The sequence below is a fragment of the Salimicrobium halophilum genome, assembly GCF_900100295.1.
Lineage (GTDB): Bacteria > Bacillota > Bacilli > Bacillales > Halobacillaceae > Salimicrobium > Salimicrobium halophilum.
Genome location: NZ_FNEV01000002.1, coordinates 420,595 through 437,352 on the forward strand (window position 1 = coordinate 420,595; position 16,758 = coordinate 437,352).

Annotated in this window: 17 protein-coding genes; 11 read left to right on the plus strand and 6 right to left on the minus strand. The window is 45.0% G+C overall.

What is annotated here, in order from left to right; genetic code table 11:
* Positions 1 to 58: 58 nt before the first annotated feature.
* Both BLQ44_RS05655 and BLQ44_RS05660 read right to left on the minus strand, forming a co-directional pair.
* Complete coding sequence (locus BLQ44_RS05655) at positions 59 to 511, minus strand: YkyB family protein (RefSeq protein WP_093192885.1); 453 nt, start codon at positions 509 to 511, stop codon at positions 59 to 61.
* Positions 512 to 579: 68 nt separating this feature from the next.
* Positions 580 to 1,149, minus strand: a complete 570-nt coding sequence (locus BLQ44_RS05660; RefSeq protein ID WP_093192886.1) for an SCO family protein — start codon at positions 1,147 to 1,149, stop codon at positions 580 to 582.
* Between the two features lie 140 nt (positions 1,150 to 1,289).
* On the opposite strand from BLQ44_RS05660, the gene fadH reads away from it, so the two are divergent.
* Positions 1,290 to 2,051, plus strand: coding sequence for a 2,4-dienoyl-CoA reductase (fadH, locus tag BLQ44_RS05665; protein WP_093192887.1), 762 nt, complete (start codon positions 1,290 to 1,292; stop codon positions 2,049 to 2,051).
* A gap of 45 nt (positions 2,052 to 2,096) precedes the next feature.
* Here the strand turns inward: fadH and trhA are convergent, their stop codons facing one another.
* On the minus strand, positions 2,097 to 2,732 hold the full coding sequence (gene trhA, locus BLQ44_RS05670) for a PAQR family membrane homeostasis protein TrhA (RefSeq protein ID WP_093192888.1): 636 nt from the start codon (positions 2,730 to 2,732) through the stop codon (positions 2,097 to 2,099).
* A 189-nt stretch (positions 2,733 to 2,921) separates the two neighbouring features.
* On the opposite strand from trhA, the gene cbpB reads away from it, so the two are divergent.
* The 3 genes from cbpB to BLQ44_RS05685 all read left to right on the plus strand — a co-directional run bounded on the left by cbpB (position 2,922) and on the right by BLQ44_RS05685 (position 5,335).
* Positions 2,922 to 3,368 carry a cyclic-di-AMP-binding protein CbpB gene (gene cbpB / locus BLQ44_RS05675; RefSeq protein ID WP_093192889.1) on the plus strand — a complete coding sequence of 149 codons (447 nt, stop codon included), beginning with the start codon at positions 2,922 to 2,924 and terminating at the stop codon, positions 3,366 to 3,368.
* An 85-nt stretch (positions 3,369 to 3,453) separates the two neighbouring features.
* Entirely contained in the window at positions 3,454 to 4,170 is a 717-nt protein-coding gene (gene dapD / locus BLQ44_RS05680) for a 2,3,4,5-tetrahydropyridine-2,6-dicarboxylate N-acetyltransferase (RefSeq protein WP_093192890.1), read from the plus strand.
* Between the two features lie 73 nt (positions 4,171 to 4,243).
* Positions 4,244 to 5,335, plus strand: a complete 1,092-nt coding sequence (locus tag BLQ44_RS05685) for an N-acetyldiaminopimelate deacetylase (RefSeq protein WP_245688108.1) — start codon at positions 4,244 to 4,246, stop codon at positions 5,333 to 5,335.
* A 61-nt stretch (positions 5,336 to 5,396) separates the two neighbouring features.
* Here the strand turns inward: BLQ44_RS05685 and BLQ44_RS05690 are convergent, their stop codons facing one another.
* Positions 5,397 to 6,245 carry a mechanosensitive ion channel family protein gene (locus BLQ44_RS05690; protein WP_093192892.1) on the minus strand — a complete coding sequence of 283 codons (849 nt, stop codon included), beginning with the start codon at positions 6,243 to 6,245 and terminating at the stop codon, positions 5,397 to 5,399.
* A 174-nt stretch (positions 6,246 to 6,419) separates the two neighbouring features.
* Here BLQ44_RS05690 and BLQ44_RS05695 point away from each other — a divergent pair, with 174 nt between their 5' ends.
* The 5 genes from BLQ44_RS05695 (at position 6,420) to BLQ44_RS05715 (ending at position 13,293) form a co-directional block, all read left to right on the plus strand.
* Positions 6,420 to 8,171 (plus strand): ABC transporter ATP-binding protein, encoded by a 1,752-nt coding sequence (locus BLQ44_RS05695; protein WP_093192893.1) that lies wholly within the window; start codon positions 6,420 to 6,422, stop codon positions 8,169 to 8,171.
* Positions 8,172 to 8,188: 17 nt separating this feature from the next.
* Complete coding sequence (locus BLQ44_RS05700) at positions 8,189 to 10,000, plus strand: ABC transporter ATP-binding protein (protein WP_093192894.1); 1,812 nt, start codon at positions 8,189 to 8,191, stop codon at positions 9,998 to 10,000.
* Positions 10,001 to 10,195: 195 nt separating this feature from the next.
* Positions 10,196 to 11,548, plus strand: a complete 1,353-nt coding sequence (locus BLQ44_RS05705) for a cytochrome ubiquinol oxidase subunit I (protein WP_093192895.1) — start codon at positions 10,196 to 10,198, stop codon at positions 11,546 to 11,548.
* A complete protein-coding gene (locus BLQ44_RS05710) occupies positions 11,548 to 12,561 on the plus strand; it encodes a cytochrome d ubiquinol oxidase subunit II (RefSeq protein ID WP_093192896.1) in 1,014 nt (337 codons plus the stop codon). The genes BLQ44_RS05705 and BLQ44_RS05710 overlap by 1 nt, the downstream gene beginning before the upstream one ends.
* A 63-nt stretch (positions 12,562 to 12,624) precedes the next feature.
* A complete protein-coding gene (locus BLQ44_RS05715; RefSeq protein WP_093192897.1) occupies positions 12,625 to 13,293 on the plus strand; it encodes a potassium channel family protein in 669 nt (222 codons plus the stop codon).
* 51 nt (positions 13,294 to 13,344) lie between these two features.
* Here BLQ44_RS05715 and rnjA read toward each other — a convergent pair whose 3' ends face one another.
* Positions 13,345 to 15,012: a ribonuclease J1 gene (gene rnjA / locus BLQ44_RS05720; protein ID WP_093192898.1), complete on the minus strand. Its 1,668-nt coding sequence runs from the start codon at positions 15,010 to 15,012 to the stop codon at positions 13,345 to 13,347.
* Between the two features lie 3 nt (positions 15,013 to 15,015).
* Positions 15,016 to 15,225, minus strand: coding sequence for a DNA-dependent RNA polymerase subunit epsilon (locus BLQ44_RS05725; RefSeq protein WP_093192899.1), 210 nt, complete (start codon positions 15,223 to 15,225; stop codon positions 15,016 to 15,018).
* Between the two features lie 380 nt (positions 15,226 to 15,605).
* Here BLQ44_RS05725 and BLQ44_RS05730 point away from each other — a divergent pair, with 380 nt between their 5' ends.
* Positions 15,606 to 16,382, plus strand: a complete 777-nt coding sequence (locus BLQ44_RS05730; protein WP_093192900.1) for a Cof-type HAD-IIB family hydrolase — start codon at positions 15,606 to 15,608, stop codon at positions 16,380 to 16,382.
* A 94-nt stretch (positions 16,383 to 16,476) separates the two neighbouring features.
* Positions 16,477 to 16,758: helix-turn-helix domain-containing protein (locus BLQ44_RS05735; protein ID WP_143004696.1), on the plus strand; the 282-nt coding region annotated here is incomplete at its 3' end.

A 16,758-nucleotide genomic window follows, 5' to 3' on the forward strand; every position in this document is an offset into this window, starting at 1 on the left:
AGAAACTCTTCTCCCTTTTGAACAGTGAGCAAGAGTTTCTTTTTCGTGGATAATGATTCTACCTGCGAACGCGCTGGTTCCAGGGCACAACTCGCTGGTTTCCAAGCATACTTCCGTAGGTGGAGACTCTGGAAGGTTGAGAGGAATGACGCCCAAGGTATTGCTGAAGGGTGCGTTTCGATTTTGAAAGAGAACGTTGCGGCTTAGGGTTACGGTAGCTGGTGTCGACTTTTCCCAAGTGTTGCAATTCATCAAAGTCTTTCTTTTCGGCAGGTATGTGAAAATAATACCCAGCCACCTCAATCAGAAGAGTAGAGTGTTGTTGGCTTAACCGGGGGTGGTTGGAGTAATGCAGACCAATCTTTTTCGCTTTCTTTTCCTTCAATAATTTCGATACGGTCTGTTTCTTCAACTCGTATAACTGTCTCGGGTCGGGCGCCGTTTTAGCGTGACGGTTGACGATGAATAAAGATTCCGCAATTTCCAGAAGGCGGGGTGACTTTTCTTTCATAATCTTCTCCTTTCTTCACATCTTGCTTCTATTGTATAGGTGCCCCGGTAATATTGCAAAACTTATCGCTATTTGTCTAACTGTTTCAGGTCGCTGATGATCTTTTCCATTGCTTCGGAGTTCGTACCCTGGTAGTTTTTGATGACTTCACCATCAGGCGTCACGAGAAAGAAGCCCGTAGCATGAGCGAATTGATCGGAATTATCGAGCTTTTGCAGAGGGGATTGGAACGACTTGATGGAGAACTCCTTGATTTCTTCAAAGGAATACCCTGTATAAAAACTCCATCGATCGAAATCCGGCTGATAATCTTCAGCGAAATCCTTCAAGGTTTCCACGTCGTCTGTGTCAGGATCTACGGTAAACGAAGCGAGTCTGGTATCTAATCCTTCTTCTTCAAGTTCGTTCTGAAGTCGGGCCATATTCCCGGTCATAGGCGGACACACAGTAGTGCAGCTTGTGAATATCAAATTCGTGATCCAATATTCGCCTTCCATTTCTTGTTCCACATTGACTTGTTCATGGTGCTGATTGACAGCGGATAATTCTATGATTTCCCTGGACATATTCGTTTCGATATCTTCTCCTCCACATCCAGTCAGTAGGAGAAGGAGAAGAAGTCCTGTTATCCGTTTCATATGTATCCCTTCTTTCCGACTATATTGTATCACGAAAGAAAGAGTGGCTTCGATGCTTCACAAAAATGTCGAAATAACAAAAATGAGCAGGTATTCATTTTTGTTTGGCGAAATATAGTAAAGAGAAGGAGTTGATAATAATGAAAAATCAAACAGTTATTGTAACTGGTGGATCCAGTGGTATGGGGCTTGCCATGGCGAGTCATTTTTATGAACAGGGAGCGAACGTAGTCATCACCGGCAGGAATAAAGAGAAACTGGATGAAGCGATGAAAGAAATGAAGGATCAGGACCGGATCTTGAGAATTGTCATGGATGTCCGTGATCCGGAAGACGTGAAGCGAATGGTGGAAACAACCCATGAGTCCTATGGGACAATCGATCATCTTATCAATAACGCAGCAGGTAATTTCATTCAGAAAGCGGAAGATATGTCACCGAATGGATGGAAGTCAGTCATCGATATCGTATTGAACGGTACATTTTACTGCAGTCAGGAAGTCGCCAATTATTGGATCGAAAAGGAAAGAAGCGGTAACATCCTGAATATGGTCGCTACATATGCTTGGAATGCAGGCGCTGGTGTCGTCCATTCCGCATCCGCCAAAGCAGGCGTTCTTACTATGACGAGAACACTGGCAGTAGAGTGGGGACGACGCTACGGCATGAGAATCAATGCCATTGCACCAGGACCGATCGAACGGACGGGAGGAGCAGATAAATTGTTCCAATCCGAGAAAGCTTATCAACGGACACTCGATTCCGTACCGCTGGGCCGCCTCGGCACTCCGGAAGAAATCGCTAAGCTTGCCGGATTCATCTTATCTGAAGATGCTGCTTATATGAACGGAGAAGTGGTGACTCTTGATGGAGGCCAGTGGCTGAATCAATTCCCATTTTAATCAAAAAAGCTTGAGAGAAAATTCTCTCAAGCTTTTTTAACCATGTCAGATGATATAGAAGAAGATCGTTGCAAAGTGAAGCACAGCTCCTGCTAGAACGAACAGGTGCCATACCATGTGATGGTGCGTGAATCCTCTCCAGACATAGAAGATGGCGCCTATCGTGTAAGCGAGACCACCGGCTATCAGAAGGTTCACACCTCCCTGAGCAAGGGAAGCTGTGAGAGGTTCCCAAGCAAATACGATCATCCAACCCATCAGTACATAAAGGAGAGTGGAGAGGACGACAAACTTCTTCACAAAGAAAATCTTGAAAACGACTCCGAGCACAGCAGCTCCCCAGACGACACCGAACAGTGTCCAGCCGAGTTCTCCACGCAAAGGTACGAGAAGAATAGGGGTGTAGGTTCCAGCGATAAACAGGTAAATAGAAGCATGATCGAAAATCTCGAACAGATCCTTTATTTTCCCTTGGGGGAAGCTGTGAACGAGCGTCGATGAAAGGAACAGGAGAAGCATCGTCGCCCCGTAAATGGCTACAGCGGTGATCTTCCACGCGTTTCCACCCATACCTGCAAACGTCACGAGTAAGGAGAGCATAGCGATACTGAGTACAGCACCGATCCCATGTGTTATAGCGTTCGCGATTTCTTCTTTTTTCGTGAATATATGTGTTTCCAAATGATCATCTCCTAAATTTCATCTTCCCCCATTATACGCTCCATTCTCTTGAAAGGGAAACGGGGTTTATGATTTCCTTAAAAAAGGAATATAGAGAGAGCAGGAAGCGTCATTCGTTTTTACTTAAAGAATATGATACTATAGATGAAGAACTCCTGTAATGGAAAGATAGTAAGGAGTGAAGTGAAAATGTTACAAATGGAAAGAGAAAAAAATGAGATGTTGCTCGTGGAAGAGCTCATGGTTCCATCGGAGAAGGTGGCACATGTGCAGTCGGGAAATCCCCTCGAGCACGCACTGCTTGTCCTCATCAAAACGGGCTACTCCGCTGTCCCCGTCTTAAATCCCCACTTTCAATTCGAAGGCGTCATAAGCAAAACGAAAATTTTGGAGGAAGCACTGGGTCTGGAGCAGTTCGAGATGGAGCGGCTGTCAGATATAGCCGTTCACACAGTGATGGACCGGGAAATCCCCTGTCTGAAGAAAGACCACACTTTTATAGATGCTCTGCACAAGTTGATCGATCATCCCTTCGTATGCGTTACAGGAGAAAACGGAGAGTTTGATGGCATTGTGACCCGCAGAGAAATATTAAAAAATGTAAGCAAAAGTTATCATGAGTCAAAGAATAAGTAAGGAGACTTCTCCTTACTTCATTCTTGTCAGCATTATAGTGCTTTGATAAAGTAGAGAAGAAAAGAATACATAAGGAGGCGTTTTTGTGAATCAGATGGATGCAAATGAAATCATCAGCTTTATTTCTAACAGTGAGAAATCCACTCCTGTGAAAGTATATGTAAAAGGGGCCCACCTTTCTGACATCGATTTTGGCAGTGAGGTACGCGACTTCATTTCCGGGGAATCCGGCGTGCTTTTCGGTGAATGGGATGCGGTTAAATCGGTTCTTGATAAAAATGAAGATAAGATCGAGGATTATGAAGTAGAGAATAACCGTCGTAATTCTGCGATTCCGCTTCTTGATCTGAAAGATGTGAATGCCCGCATTGAACCTGGCGCAATCATCCGTGATCAGGTGGAAATCGGGGATGGAGCTGTTATCATGTACGGTTCCTCTATCAACATCGGTTCCGTTGTCGGAGAAGGAACGATGATTGACATGAACGTAGTGATGGGCGGTCGTGCGACAGTCGGGAAGAACTGTCACATTGGTGCAGGTGCCGTTCTTGCAGGCGTCATCGAGCCACCTTCCGCTAAACCTGTAGTTGTGGAAGATGGAGTAGTCGTCGGTGCTAACGCTGTAATCCTCGAAGGGGTTACTGTGGGAGAAGGTGCTGTCGTTGCAGCCGGTGCGATCGTTACGGAAGATGTAGCTCCGAATACACTTGTCGCCGGATCTCCAGCCAGAAAGATCAAAGATATCGATGATCAGACGAAGTCCAAAACCGAAATCAAACAAGAACTACGTAAACTTAAATAAACGGGTGAAGAGCTGTCCTCAGAAGGGGCAGCTCTTCTTTACGGAAGGAGAGGTACAGTTGGATTATATAGCAATGAGAAGAGCTTTGCATCAGATTCCGGAGCTTGGATTCGAAGAAGTGAAAACACAGAAAATGCTACTTGAAACCATTGATAGCATGCCTCAGGATCGCTTGACCGTTGAGACGTGGCGCACAGGCATATTCGTTTTCGTCCAGGGGGAAAATCCTGAAAAGACGATAGGCTATAGAACAGATATTGATGGTCTGCCACTCGAAGAAAAAACCGGATATGAATTTGCTTCCGTCCATAAAGGCAGAATGCATGCATGCGGGCATGATTTCCACATGACGATTGCACTTGGGGCTTTAGAGAAAATGACGGAAACCCCTCCGCAAAACAATGTCTTATTCCTGTTCCAGCCTGCGGAAGAGGGACCGGGTGGGGCACAACCGATGCTCGAAGCAGAGCCTATGAAAAAGTGGCGTCCTGATGAGATTTTCGCTCTTCATGTAGCTCCTGAACTTCCAGCACGCACCCTTTCCGTAAAACCGGGTCTCCTGTTCGCTAACACGAGTGAACTTTTCATCGACTTCAAAGGAAAAGGAGGGCATGCTGCCTATCCTCATAAAACGAAGGATATGACGGTAGCCGCAAGTTATTTCGTGACGCAGATCCAGGAGATAGTCGCGAGACGAGTAGACCCACTCGAGAGCGCGGTCGTTACGATAGGGAAGATAGAGGCGGGTACTGTTCAGAACATAATCGCGGAAACGGCGAGGCTTGAAGGAACGCTTCGTACGACTTCCGGAACCGTCATGACAGAAGTGAAAGAAGAATTGGAGAAAATAGCCCGGGGAATGGAAATAGCGAATGACTGTAGTGTCGAGATCGACTATGGGTCCAATTATTATCAGGTGTACAATGATGAAACTCTCACCTCCACATTCACCGCTCTCATGGATGAGCTTGAGTATGATTGGCGTGAAGCGGATCGTGCGATGACGGGAGAAGACTTCGGTTACATGCTGAAGGAAATTCCCGGATTCATGTTTTGGCTTGGAGTCGATTCAGAGGCAGGGCTCCATCAGGCTACGTTGAAACCTAAAGAAGAAGCGCTTGAATATGGAATAGCAGTAGTGACGGATACGCTTTACCGCTTATAGTCGAAATATAAGAAACGCATGCAATTCAAGTTTTTAAGCTTGACTGCATGCGTTTTTCATTTTAGACCGTTTCTTTGGCCTCGCCTTTATAAAGATTGACTTGATGAGGGAACGGAATGTCGATGCCGGCTTCATCGAGAGCTTCTTTGATAGCTTTTCTCATATCTCTTTCCACCGCCCATTGTTCCATGTTCTTCGTCTGACCAAGAATACGAATAACGATATCTGAGGATCCAATGCTTTGAACGCCAAGTACATCCGGACCTTCTTTGAATCGTTCATCTTCTTTGAACCGATCAGCTACTTCCTGCAGCACTTTCATCGCTTCATCGATACTGTCGTCGTAGGAAATTCCAATGTCGACAAGAGCCCGCATATTTCCGCGGGAGTGATTGCTGACCCCTTCGATCAGTCGGTTCGGCACAAAGTGCAGAGTGCCATCAAAGCCACGCACTTTGGTCGTACGGATGCCGACTTCCTCGACGATGCCTCCATATCCACCTACGGTCACATAGTCATCTACTTCTACCTGACGTTCAAGTAGCAGGAAAAAGCCGGTAACGACGTCAGCTACAAGATTCTGAGCCCCGAAAGCAATGGCAAGACCTATGATTCCCGCACCCGCAAGAAGCGGTCCGATATCGATGTTCACAGTTCCGAGAAGCATGACGATAAGGATGAACAGAAGAGCGTAAGAAAAAACGTTGATGCATAATTTTTCAAGTGTCTTTGTTCTCCCGGGAGACAGGTTCTTTTTCGCTCCCATTGTCTCGATCATTTTAGTGATAGCTTTTGACCCTATCGGCTTAATGATAGCAAAAGCGATAAGTAGTAATAAAACCTGTAATAATACTGGTACAATCGCACTTACGATTTCGGAAAGATTGAATTCCAACCCGAAGATTTCCATAAGCTCACTCCTCTCCAATGAAAATGATATAAAAAAGATAGACCGAAATCAACTATACCCTTCAATAATCGACAATAATCTTCATTTTGCAAATTTTCAAAAATACTGACAAATCAGTGGTAATTTATTTCGAAAACCGATATATTTAAGGTAGTGTGAAAAGAGGTGGAAGGAATGGAAACATTTAAGAAATTGAAACAATTTTACTGGCCATATAAATCGTGGCTATTATGGTCGTTGTTCGCTCTGCTATTTGTGACGGCTATTACGGTCGTTTATCCCGTTATATTACAGATAACGATAGATGAAGTGATCAGGAACGGAAAGTATGGATGGATTCCTTACTTAAGCGCCATTTTCCTCGGTCTGATGGCAATCAAGGGAGTCGCTACATACTTCCATCAGTATTTGGGCGATTTTTTCGGTATCCGATCGGTATATTCGCTGAGGGAAGCTCTTTATCAAAAACTCCAGCGTTTGTCCTTTCGTTATTATGACAACGCCAAGACCGGAGATATCATGTCGAAGTTGACAGCAGATGTCGACGGTTTTCGTTTTTTCCTTTCCTTCGGTTTTTCCGAGTTCATCCGTATCGTTTTACTGATCAGCGTGAGTCTCGGTGTAATGTTTTACTACTCGGTTCCCCTTGCTCTTGTAACCATGGCAGCGATGCCGTTTCTGGCTGTGGTCGTTTTTCGGTTCGATCGTAAGGTGCACCCGGCTTTCCGCAGAATAAGGAAATCGTACGGAAAGCTCAACACCAGGGTACAGGAAAATATCAGCGGGATGAATACGGTGAAATCTTTGTCCAGGGAAGACTTTGAAGTGGGAAGGTTCCTTAATCGAAGTGAAGACTATCGTACTACGTATATCAATACGTCGAACATATGGGCGAAATTTTTCCCGTTGATGGAGTTCATCGGCAATGTATGTGTTGTTTTGCTGCTCGCCTTCGGTGGTTATTTAGTGACGACCGGAGAGCTTCAGGTAGGGGAACTTGTCGCATTTTTCAACCTTGTCTGGTATATCCTTGGACCGTTGATGAACTTCGGTTTCGTCATTAACCTGTTTTCGCAGTCCAAAGCTTCGGGAGAACGTCTCTTAAGTATATTGGAGGAAGAAGAGGACGTAGTGAATGATCCTTCAGTGGAAGAGAAGAGGCTTGAAGGTACGGTCTCTTTCCGTGATGTGACGTTAACCTATCCAGGAGAAGAAGAGAAGGCATTGAAGAACATCACGCTCGATGCTCCTGCCGGTACGACCATAGGAATGATAGGTGCCACAGGCTCAGGGAAGACGAGTCTTACCCAAGTATTAACGAGGTTTTATGAACCGGAATCGGGACAGGTATATGTAGATGGAAAGCCGGTAGAATCTTATGACCTCCAGTATTTGAGGAAAAATATCGGGTTCGTGCTGCAGGAATCCTTCCTGTTCTCGACTACGATCAAAGAGAATATCGCTTACGGCAACCCGCTCGCCTCAGAAGAGGAGATCATCAAGGCTGCCAAAAGAGCTCAGGCCCATGACTTCATTATGGACACGCCGGATGGATACGATACGCTTCTCGGAGAACGAGGGATGGGGCTTTCCGGTGGACAGAAACAGAGGATAGCTATCGCCAGAGCCATTCTGATTGACCCAAGTATTCTGGTGCTCGATGATGCAACTTCCGCTGTAGACATGGAAACAGAATTCAAAATTCAATTGGCGCTGAAAGAAGTGATGAAAGGGCGGACGACGTTTATTATCGCTCACCGTATTTCATCCCTGAAGCATGCCGACGAAATCCTCGTATTAGAAGACGGGGAAGTGAGAGAAAGAGGGAAGCACGACCAGTTGCTTGAAAATGGCGGCATTTACCGGAGGATCTATGATATCCAGTACAAAGATAAAGAACGGATCATGAAAACATCCCCGAGATAGAGAGGAGGCCTTTACGGATGGCACGGAATAAAAAACACTTGGAACGATTTCAGTATACACAAGACCATGCTATTGAAAAGCCGTTCAACTGGAAACAACTTGTAAGACTGCTCCGATACGTACGACCCTACACCAGAAAACTATTGCCGATTGCGATTGTCGCTATGCTAGTGTCGACTCTAGTCCGGCTTTTTGTACCGATTCTGATAGGGCGTGTAGCTTTTGATGTTGCCATCAAAAGTGGAGACGTGTCACTTTTGACTTGGTTGGTTATAGGTATTGCCGTTATGTATTTGTTCAACTACGTCGGTAACCTATTGAGGATCAAATACGTAAACATTTTGGGACAGAATGTGATTTATGATTTGAGGGAGCATTTATTTTCTCATGTACAACGCTTATCCCACCGCTTTTTCGATACGAAATCAGCGGGGTCGATTCTTGTTCGGATCATGAATGATATCAACTCTTTGCAGGAACTGTTCACGAACGGAATCATAAACGTATTGATGGATATAGTGCTGCTGACGGGAATTATTATAATGTTGTTCGCTCTGAGCCCTAAACTTGCCATTGCAGTGCTGATCGTCATTCCGATCATGTTTTATATTTCCACGAAACTTCGAAGGAATATACGCCGGTCCTGGCAGACGGTACGTATCGAACAGTCGAAACTGAACTCACATCTGAATGAAAGTCTTCAGGGGATGCGGATCACCCAGGCTTTTGCTCAGGAAAAAGAGAACGAAGAGTACTTCGAAGGAATCAATACGTCGAATTTCGCAGCATGGAAGGAAGCTTCGAAGAAGAGTGCGATGTTCCGGCCTTTTGTAGAAATGAGTAATGCAGTCGGAACCGTTATTCTTATCGCCTACGGGGCGCACCTGATTCTTTCCGGAGATGTAACAATCGGTATCTTCGTGTCGTTCTCTTTCTATCTAGGTATGTTCTGGGAGCCGATCTCAAGGCTTGGACAGATGTATAACCAATTGCTGATGGCCATGGCTGCTTCCGAGCGGATTTTTGAATTCCTTGACGAAGAGCCCAATGTCAAAGAGAAAGAGAATGCGGTCGATATCAAGGATATGAAAGGGCATATTGAATTCGACCATGTCCAGTTCGCTTACGACGAAGACAGGATCGCGATTCCTGATTTGTCTCTCGAGATGAAAGAAGGGGAGACGGTAGCACTCGTAGGTCATACCGGATCAGGGAAGTCGACGATCGCCAATCTGATCAGCCGGTTCTACGATCCTACGAAAGGGAAGGTGATGATTGATGGAATCGATCTGAAGGACGCGACGATCGATAGTGTGAGGTCACAGATCAGTGTAGTCCTCCAGGATACATTCGTTTTCTCCGGTACTATTATGGAAAATATCAGGTTCGGAAGACCGGATGCCGGTGACGAAGAAGTCAAAGAAGCGGCAAGGGTCGTAGGAGCCGATGAATTCATCAGTCGTTTGCCGTACGGGTACGAAACGGAAGTCGAAGAAAGAGGGAATATTTTATCAGTGGGGGAGAGGCAACTTTTATCTTTCGCAAGAGCGCTGCTGGCGGACCCGCGAATCCTCATACTTGATGAAGCCACATCAAGTATCGATACGGAGACAGAAATGAAAATCCAGGAAGCCCTGAATAAACTTTTGGAAGGTCGCACGGCGATCATGATTGCTCACCGTCTATCCACGATACGCGAGGCGGACAAAATATTCGTATTGGAACATGGGGAAATTCTTGAAGAAGGGTCCCATGACGAGTTGATGAATAGACAGGGAGAATATTACGAGCTTGTAAAGTCTCAATTCCAAATGCTTGATGCTATGTAGACTGCCGGGAGACCGGCAGTTTTTTTGTTTGAAAAGAAAGGGCGCAGGGTATCTTATTAGACATAATTACGTCCGATAAGGTATAGTGTACCCATAATCTTCATTTGTGAAATGTGTCACAAAGTTGTCATCCTTTCCGTGTTTATTTCGTATCTGTTTCGATTACACTGGAAAAAGATAAAGGGGGATTCTGTAATGATCGAACTGGATTCCGTCATGCTTAGCCGAATGCTTACAGCTATGACGCTTATCTTTCATATCATCTTCGCCACTATCGGCGTAGGTGTACCCGTTATGATATCCTTAGCGGAATTGATCGGTATCAAGAAAAAGGATCGTTATTATTCACTTATGGCCAAGAGATGGGCCAGGGGTTTTACGATCATCGTAGCTGTCGGGGTTGTAACAGGAACAGCTATCGGCCTGCAATTATCACTGCTTTGGCCGAGTTTCATGCAGCTGGCAGGTAAGGTGATTGCTCTTCCATTATTCATGGAGACATTCGCGTTCTTTTTCGAGGCGATTTTCCTTGGGGCGTACCTCTATACATGGGATCGTTTCAAAAACCCGATGACGCACTGGCTATTATCTTTGCCGATTATCATCGGGGGAACATTGTCTGCATTTTTCATCACTACTGTCAACGCATTCATGAACACACCGGCAGGCTTCGATATGGAAGATGGTGTAATAACAGCCATTAATCCTATTGCTGCCATGTTCAACCCTGCAACACCTACGAAAGTGTTTCACGTCGTGTCGTCAGCCTATATGACGTCTGCAGCGATTCTTGCTACGATTGCTGCAATCACTTACTTGGTGAAGCGTGACCAGGAATATGCGAAACGTGCACTCAAGCTAACCGTAACAGCTGCTTTAGTCTTCTCTGTCTCTACGGCTATAGCCGGGGATCTGTCAGCCAAGTTTCTTGCTGAGCACCAGCCGGAGAAGCTGGCTGCAGGAGAATGGCATTTTGAAACGGAGAAAGGGGCAGACCTTGTCGTTTTCGGTACGCTGAATGAAGATAACGAAATCACCGGTGCGATAAGATTGCCGAATATGCTCAGTTTCCTCGCCTATGGTGATTTCAATGCAGAAGTGACGGGACTCGATCAGATTCCTGATGACGAAGAACCGCCACTTTGGATCCATTACATCTTCGACCTGATGGTTTCTATAGGATTCCTTGTGCTCGGCATCAGCTTTCTCTATGTGCTTTTGACTTACGTGAAACGATGGAACCCTTATCAGAAGTGGATGTTGTGGGCCGTGGCGGCTATAGGTCCTCTTTCGATGCTGGCTATAGAATTCGGGTGGATCTATGCAGAGATCGGTCGTCAGCCGTGGATTTTACGAGGATTCATGACTGTTGCGGAAGGAGCTACCACTTCCCCGAATGTGGGGTGGATGTTCCTCTTGTTCTTCCTGCTCTACTTCGTTCTGGGTGTCGGAGTGCTCGTGGTGTTAAGAAAAATGTTCAAAGATCACCCGGCAGAACTTGAACTGGAGCATCTGTATAAAGAAGTCGATGAAGGAGGGAAGCGATGATGGGATATGAATATATAGGAATCACCGTCCTCTGGATTTTCCTCTATGGTTACCTGATTGTAGCATCTATCGATTTTGGCGCAGGGTTCTTTGCGTATTACGCGCGGATCACAAATAAAGATCACATTATGAATAAGTTGATCTCACGCTATTTATCACCGGTATGGGAAGTGACCAACGTATTCTTCGTATTCTTTTTCGTCGGACTCGTCGGGTTCTTCCCGGACATGGCTTATTACTTCGGGCAGGCGCTATTGGTTCCGGGGAGTATAGCTATCGTACTTCTTGCTATTCGCGGTTCGTTTTATGCGTTTGAAAGCTATGGTTCGAAAAACAATTCTGTGTACATGTTTTTATATGGCGCCACCGGGTTGTTTATTCCCGCGTCGCTTTCAACAGCACTGACTATCTCCGAAGGCGGTTTTCTCAATGTGACAGATGACGATGTAAGATTGCAGTTCGGTGAGTTGCTGCTCAATCCTTATTCATGGGGTGTCGTGTTCCTCGCGGTCGTTTCTGTATTGTATATCAGTTCCATGTTCCTCACTTATTATGCAGGCAGAGCGGATGATGAAGGCGCACTCAGTCTAGTAAGGAAGTATGCGTTGTTTTGGAGTATACCTACGATTATAGCGAGTATGACTGTGTTTATTGCTCTCAGTCAGCATAACCCGGAACATTTCAACCGAATGTTTGATTACTGGTGGATGTTCGGTCTGAGTGTCTTCTTTTACCTGATTGCTGTATTCCTCGTTTACAGTGAGAGGTTTTACGGATGGGCATTCATTGCTGTTATGTTCCAGTTCTTCTTCGCATTTCTAGGGTATGGGATATCCAAACTACCGTACCTTCTCTATCCACATGTAACAATTTCGGAGAGTGTCACACCGGACACCATGGGATTGGCTTTAGTCATCGTGTTCATCGCAGGACTTTTTCTTCTAATTCCATCCCTTATTCTGCTGATGCGGATGTTTTTATTCGATGCGGATTATGTAAAAGGGAAAAAATAAAGGAGGGGCTCGCCCTTCCTTTATTTTTTTGAGATAATAAGCAAGGAAAAGGAGGTCGTACAGATGAAAAGAGAATTTGCAGTCGTCGGTTTAGGACGATTCGGAGGCAGTATCTGCCGGGAACTGAGCCAGGAAGGGATGAACGTTCTGGCCATTGATACAGATGAAGACAAAGTGAATGAATTTAAAGATATAGCGTCTCACGCGGTCATTGCTGATTCGACGGACGAAAGTGTGTTAAAGGAACTGGGGATCCGTAATATCGATCATGTCATCGTCGCCATCGGAGACAATATCCATGCCAGTATCCTCACGACGCTTATATTGAAAGAATTGGGGATCAAAACGCTGACTGTTAAAGCTCAGAATGATTACCATGAAAAAGTGTTGAATAAAATAGGCGCGGACCACGTCGTGCACCCTGAAAGGGATATGGGGAGAAGAATCGCCCATAATATCATATCGAACAATATCCTTGATTACATTGAACTCTCTGACGATCATAGTGTGGTGGAAGTCAAAGCGGGGAGTAAGATGAGCGGCAAGTCCCTGATCGATCTGGACATCCGTGCTCAGTATGGGTGTAACGTAGTAGCGATAAAACGCGACCGTGATATCATCGTCTCTCCTATGGCTACAGAGAAAATCGCAGAGAGTGATGTCCTGATTGTTATAGGAGCGGATAAGGATATCAGTCGCTTCGAGAAGAACTTGGTCGTGGAAGATGATTAAAAAGTACATGCAAATGAAAAAAAGCTGCGGACATTACTCCGCAGCTTTTTCTTATACTTCCATGATGATAGGAAGAATCATCGGACGTCGCTTCGTTTTTTCGAACAAGAACGGAGCAATCGTATCGGTGATTTCATTTTTGATTTCGGACCATTGAGTCGTCCGGCGTTCCATTACTTTATTTACATGTTTGGTAACAAGTTTCTGAGCATCCTTGATAAGGTCTTCAGACTCTCTCATGTAAACGAAGCCACGTGAAATGATGTCCGGGCCGGAAGCGATTTGGAACTCTTTCATGTCAATGCTGACTACCACAATGACGAGACCTTCTTCAGAAAGAATCCGGCGATCGCGAAGTACGATATTACCGATGTCCCCGATACCACTACCGTCTACGTAAACGGAACCGGATGGGATTTTGCCGGCAACCATCGCTTCATCTTTGCCAAGGGCAAGAACGTCACCGTTATCCATGACGAATGTGTTATCAGGGTCTACATCACAGTCCTGACTCAAATTCGCATGTTCTTTGAGCATGCGATATTCACCGTGGATCGGCATGAAGAACTTCGGCTGAATTAATCGGAGCATCAGCTTCATTTCTTCCTGACTACCGTGACCGGAAGTGTGGATATCACTTAGCGGACCATGGATGACTTCCGCTCCTGCGCGATATAGTTTGTTGATCGTCCTGCCGACACTGATCGTGTTTCCAGGGATTGGGGAAGATGAGAACACGACAGTGTCATTAGGGATGATTTGAATCTGACGGTGTGTACCGTTAGCGATTCTTGATAATGCGGCCATCGGTTCACCTTGGGATCCGGTGCACAGGATGGTCACTTCATGGGCTGGGAGACGGTTGATTTCATGGGCGTCGATAAATGTATCTTTTGGAGCGCGAATGTATCCCAGCTCCTGGCCGATACGGATGGATGACTCCATGCTTCTTCCAAATACTGCTACTTTACGGTTATGTTTCACTGCACCTTCAACCATTTGCTGAAGACGGTAAATGTTAGAAGCGAAAGTTGCAAAAATCAGCCGTCCTTTAGCCTTCGAGAAAATGTTGTCGATGTTCTCGCCAACGACTCGCTCTGATTTAGTGAATCCCGGAACTTCTGCGTTCGTACTATCGGAAAGCAGGGCAAGAACTCCTTCTTTGCCTATCTCAGCCATACGTGCGATATTAGCAGGCTCTCCTACAGGAGTGAAATCGAATTTGAAATCACCAGTATGAACGATGTTACCTGGAGGTGTTTTTACGACGATTCCGAACGAATCCGGAATACTGTGCGTCGTCCGGAAGAAAGAAACCGAAGTTTTGCGGAACTTGATTACATCATCTTCCTGAATTTCGTGCAATGTTGTATTTCGTAACAGTTTATGCTCGTCCAGCTTGTTTCTCAAAAGACCTGCTGCGAGCTTTCCGGCATAAACAGGAATGTTCAATTCACGCAGAAGATACGGAACACCGCCGATATGGTCTTCGTGTCCATGCGTGATGAAAAGTCCTTTGATTTTATCCTGATTCTGGATCAAGTACGTATAATCTGGGATTACATAGTCAATTCCCAATAACTCGTCTTCCGGGAATTTGATTCCTGCATCAATGAGGATAATTTCGTCTTGAAATTGGATGCCATACGTATTTTTGCCGATTTCACCAAGTCCGCCCAGTGCGAAGACGGCTGTCTGGTCGTTTTTTACGAATTTCATGTGTTAGTAAGACTCCACTCTGAAATCATCGTTTTGAACTTCATATTCATAGTGTTCCTCACTTAACACTTGAATATATTCAATATTAACGTTCTTATCGGCTAATTTGGTGCGCACTTCACGTTCTGTTTCTGCTTCTACGTACATCGCATCTGTACGCTCTCGTACAGGAACTTCTTCAGGAAGTTCCTGATAATACACTTTGAATATCATGTTTTCTATCTCTCCTCTAAAATCTAAGTTTCATTGTTCGCACGTTTGTTCCGGAATTCCATCAGTATTAAGCATACATTTTTCTCTCAACTATTCGTTTCCAACGTTTTTTTAGCTTTCTTCTTAAACGCTTCATCATAGCGTCCATCTCCCTTCAACCTAATGGAAGAAAACTGTTATCAAAACGTATGACCGCCCAATCCCTGTTACTTATAGTATAATACGGTTTTCTTCATAATGAAACAATTAAGTTGGTCCGATGCGGAAACTTTTTCTTGTTTCACTACTGTAACTGACCCCGTAGCACCGTTCTTTCCAAAAAAGAGAACTCATGCTAAAGTATATCCATCAGTTCAATATTTAAGCCAGGAGGAGAGAGAATGACGAAAAAACTAGCTTTTTTTGATATAGACGGCACATTATTAGACCACAATAAAAACCTGCCAACATCGACACTGGAAACGATCAATAAGCTGCAGAAAGAGGGTGTCTACTGTGCGATAGCTACCGGGCGTGCTCCTTTTATGCATGAAGCGATAAGGGATCAACTCGGTATCGATTCATTCATCAGTTTCAATGGTCAGTATGTAGTGCTCGAAGGCACACCTGTCTATAAGAACCCACTCAATCATGAGGAACTTGATTCCCTTTATGAAAAGGCCATCTCTAATAATCATCCGGTGGTATTCATGAATGAAGAGACGATGAAGGCAACTCGTCCTGCAAGCGGTCGAATCAAAAAAGCACTCGAGTCCCTCCATTTCGACTATCCCTCAGTAGATGAGAAATATCATGAAAAAAGGGAGATGTATCAGTCCCTCTTATTTTGTGAAGGAGATGAGATCGATAGTTACCGGGAGTCCCATAAAGCTTTTGATTATATAAGGTGGCATAGATATTCCTGTGACATCATTCCACGCGGAGGATCTAAAGCTGAAGGTATCCGTAAACTCATTGAAGCGGCTGATATAGACATGAAAGATGTCTACGCGTTCGGAGACGGGTTGAATGACATCGAAATGATTCAGGAAGTCGGTACGGGAGTCGCTATGGGGAATGCGGTGCCTGAAGTGAAAGCAGTAAGCGATTATGTGACAACTGATGTAGCAGAAGGCGGGCTGGCGAGGGCTGTGTATGAAGTCGGCCTGCTGAAATAAATACCGTTAGTGAATCCGTCAGTAAGAAAGACCGGCCATTTGGTATTGCACCCCGGAAGTTAGAGTAAAAAATCTAATTTCCGGGGTGTTTTTTATGTCAAAGTATAGTGAGGAATTTAAATTGAAGGTGGTAAGGGAATATCTCCAAGGTCCTCTAGGGTACATTTTACTAGCTGAAAGATACTCTATCCCTAGTGAAACCCCAATAAAAAATTGGGTCCGAGCGTATAAAGCTTTTGGAGAAGAAGGGCTAAAAAAGAGACATTCCAGACAAGTATACTCTGTCCAATTCAAGCTGGATGTATTAAACTTTAAGAAACAAACAGGCGCTTCTCACCAGGAGACTGCGATTGCCTTCCGCTTAAATAATCCTTCG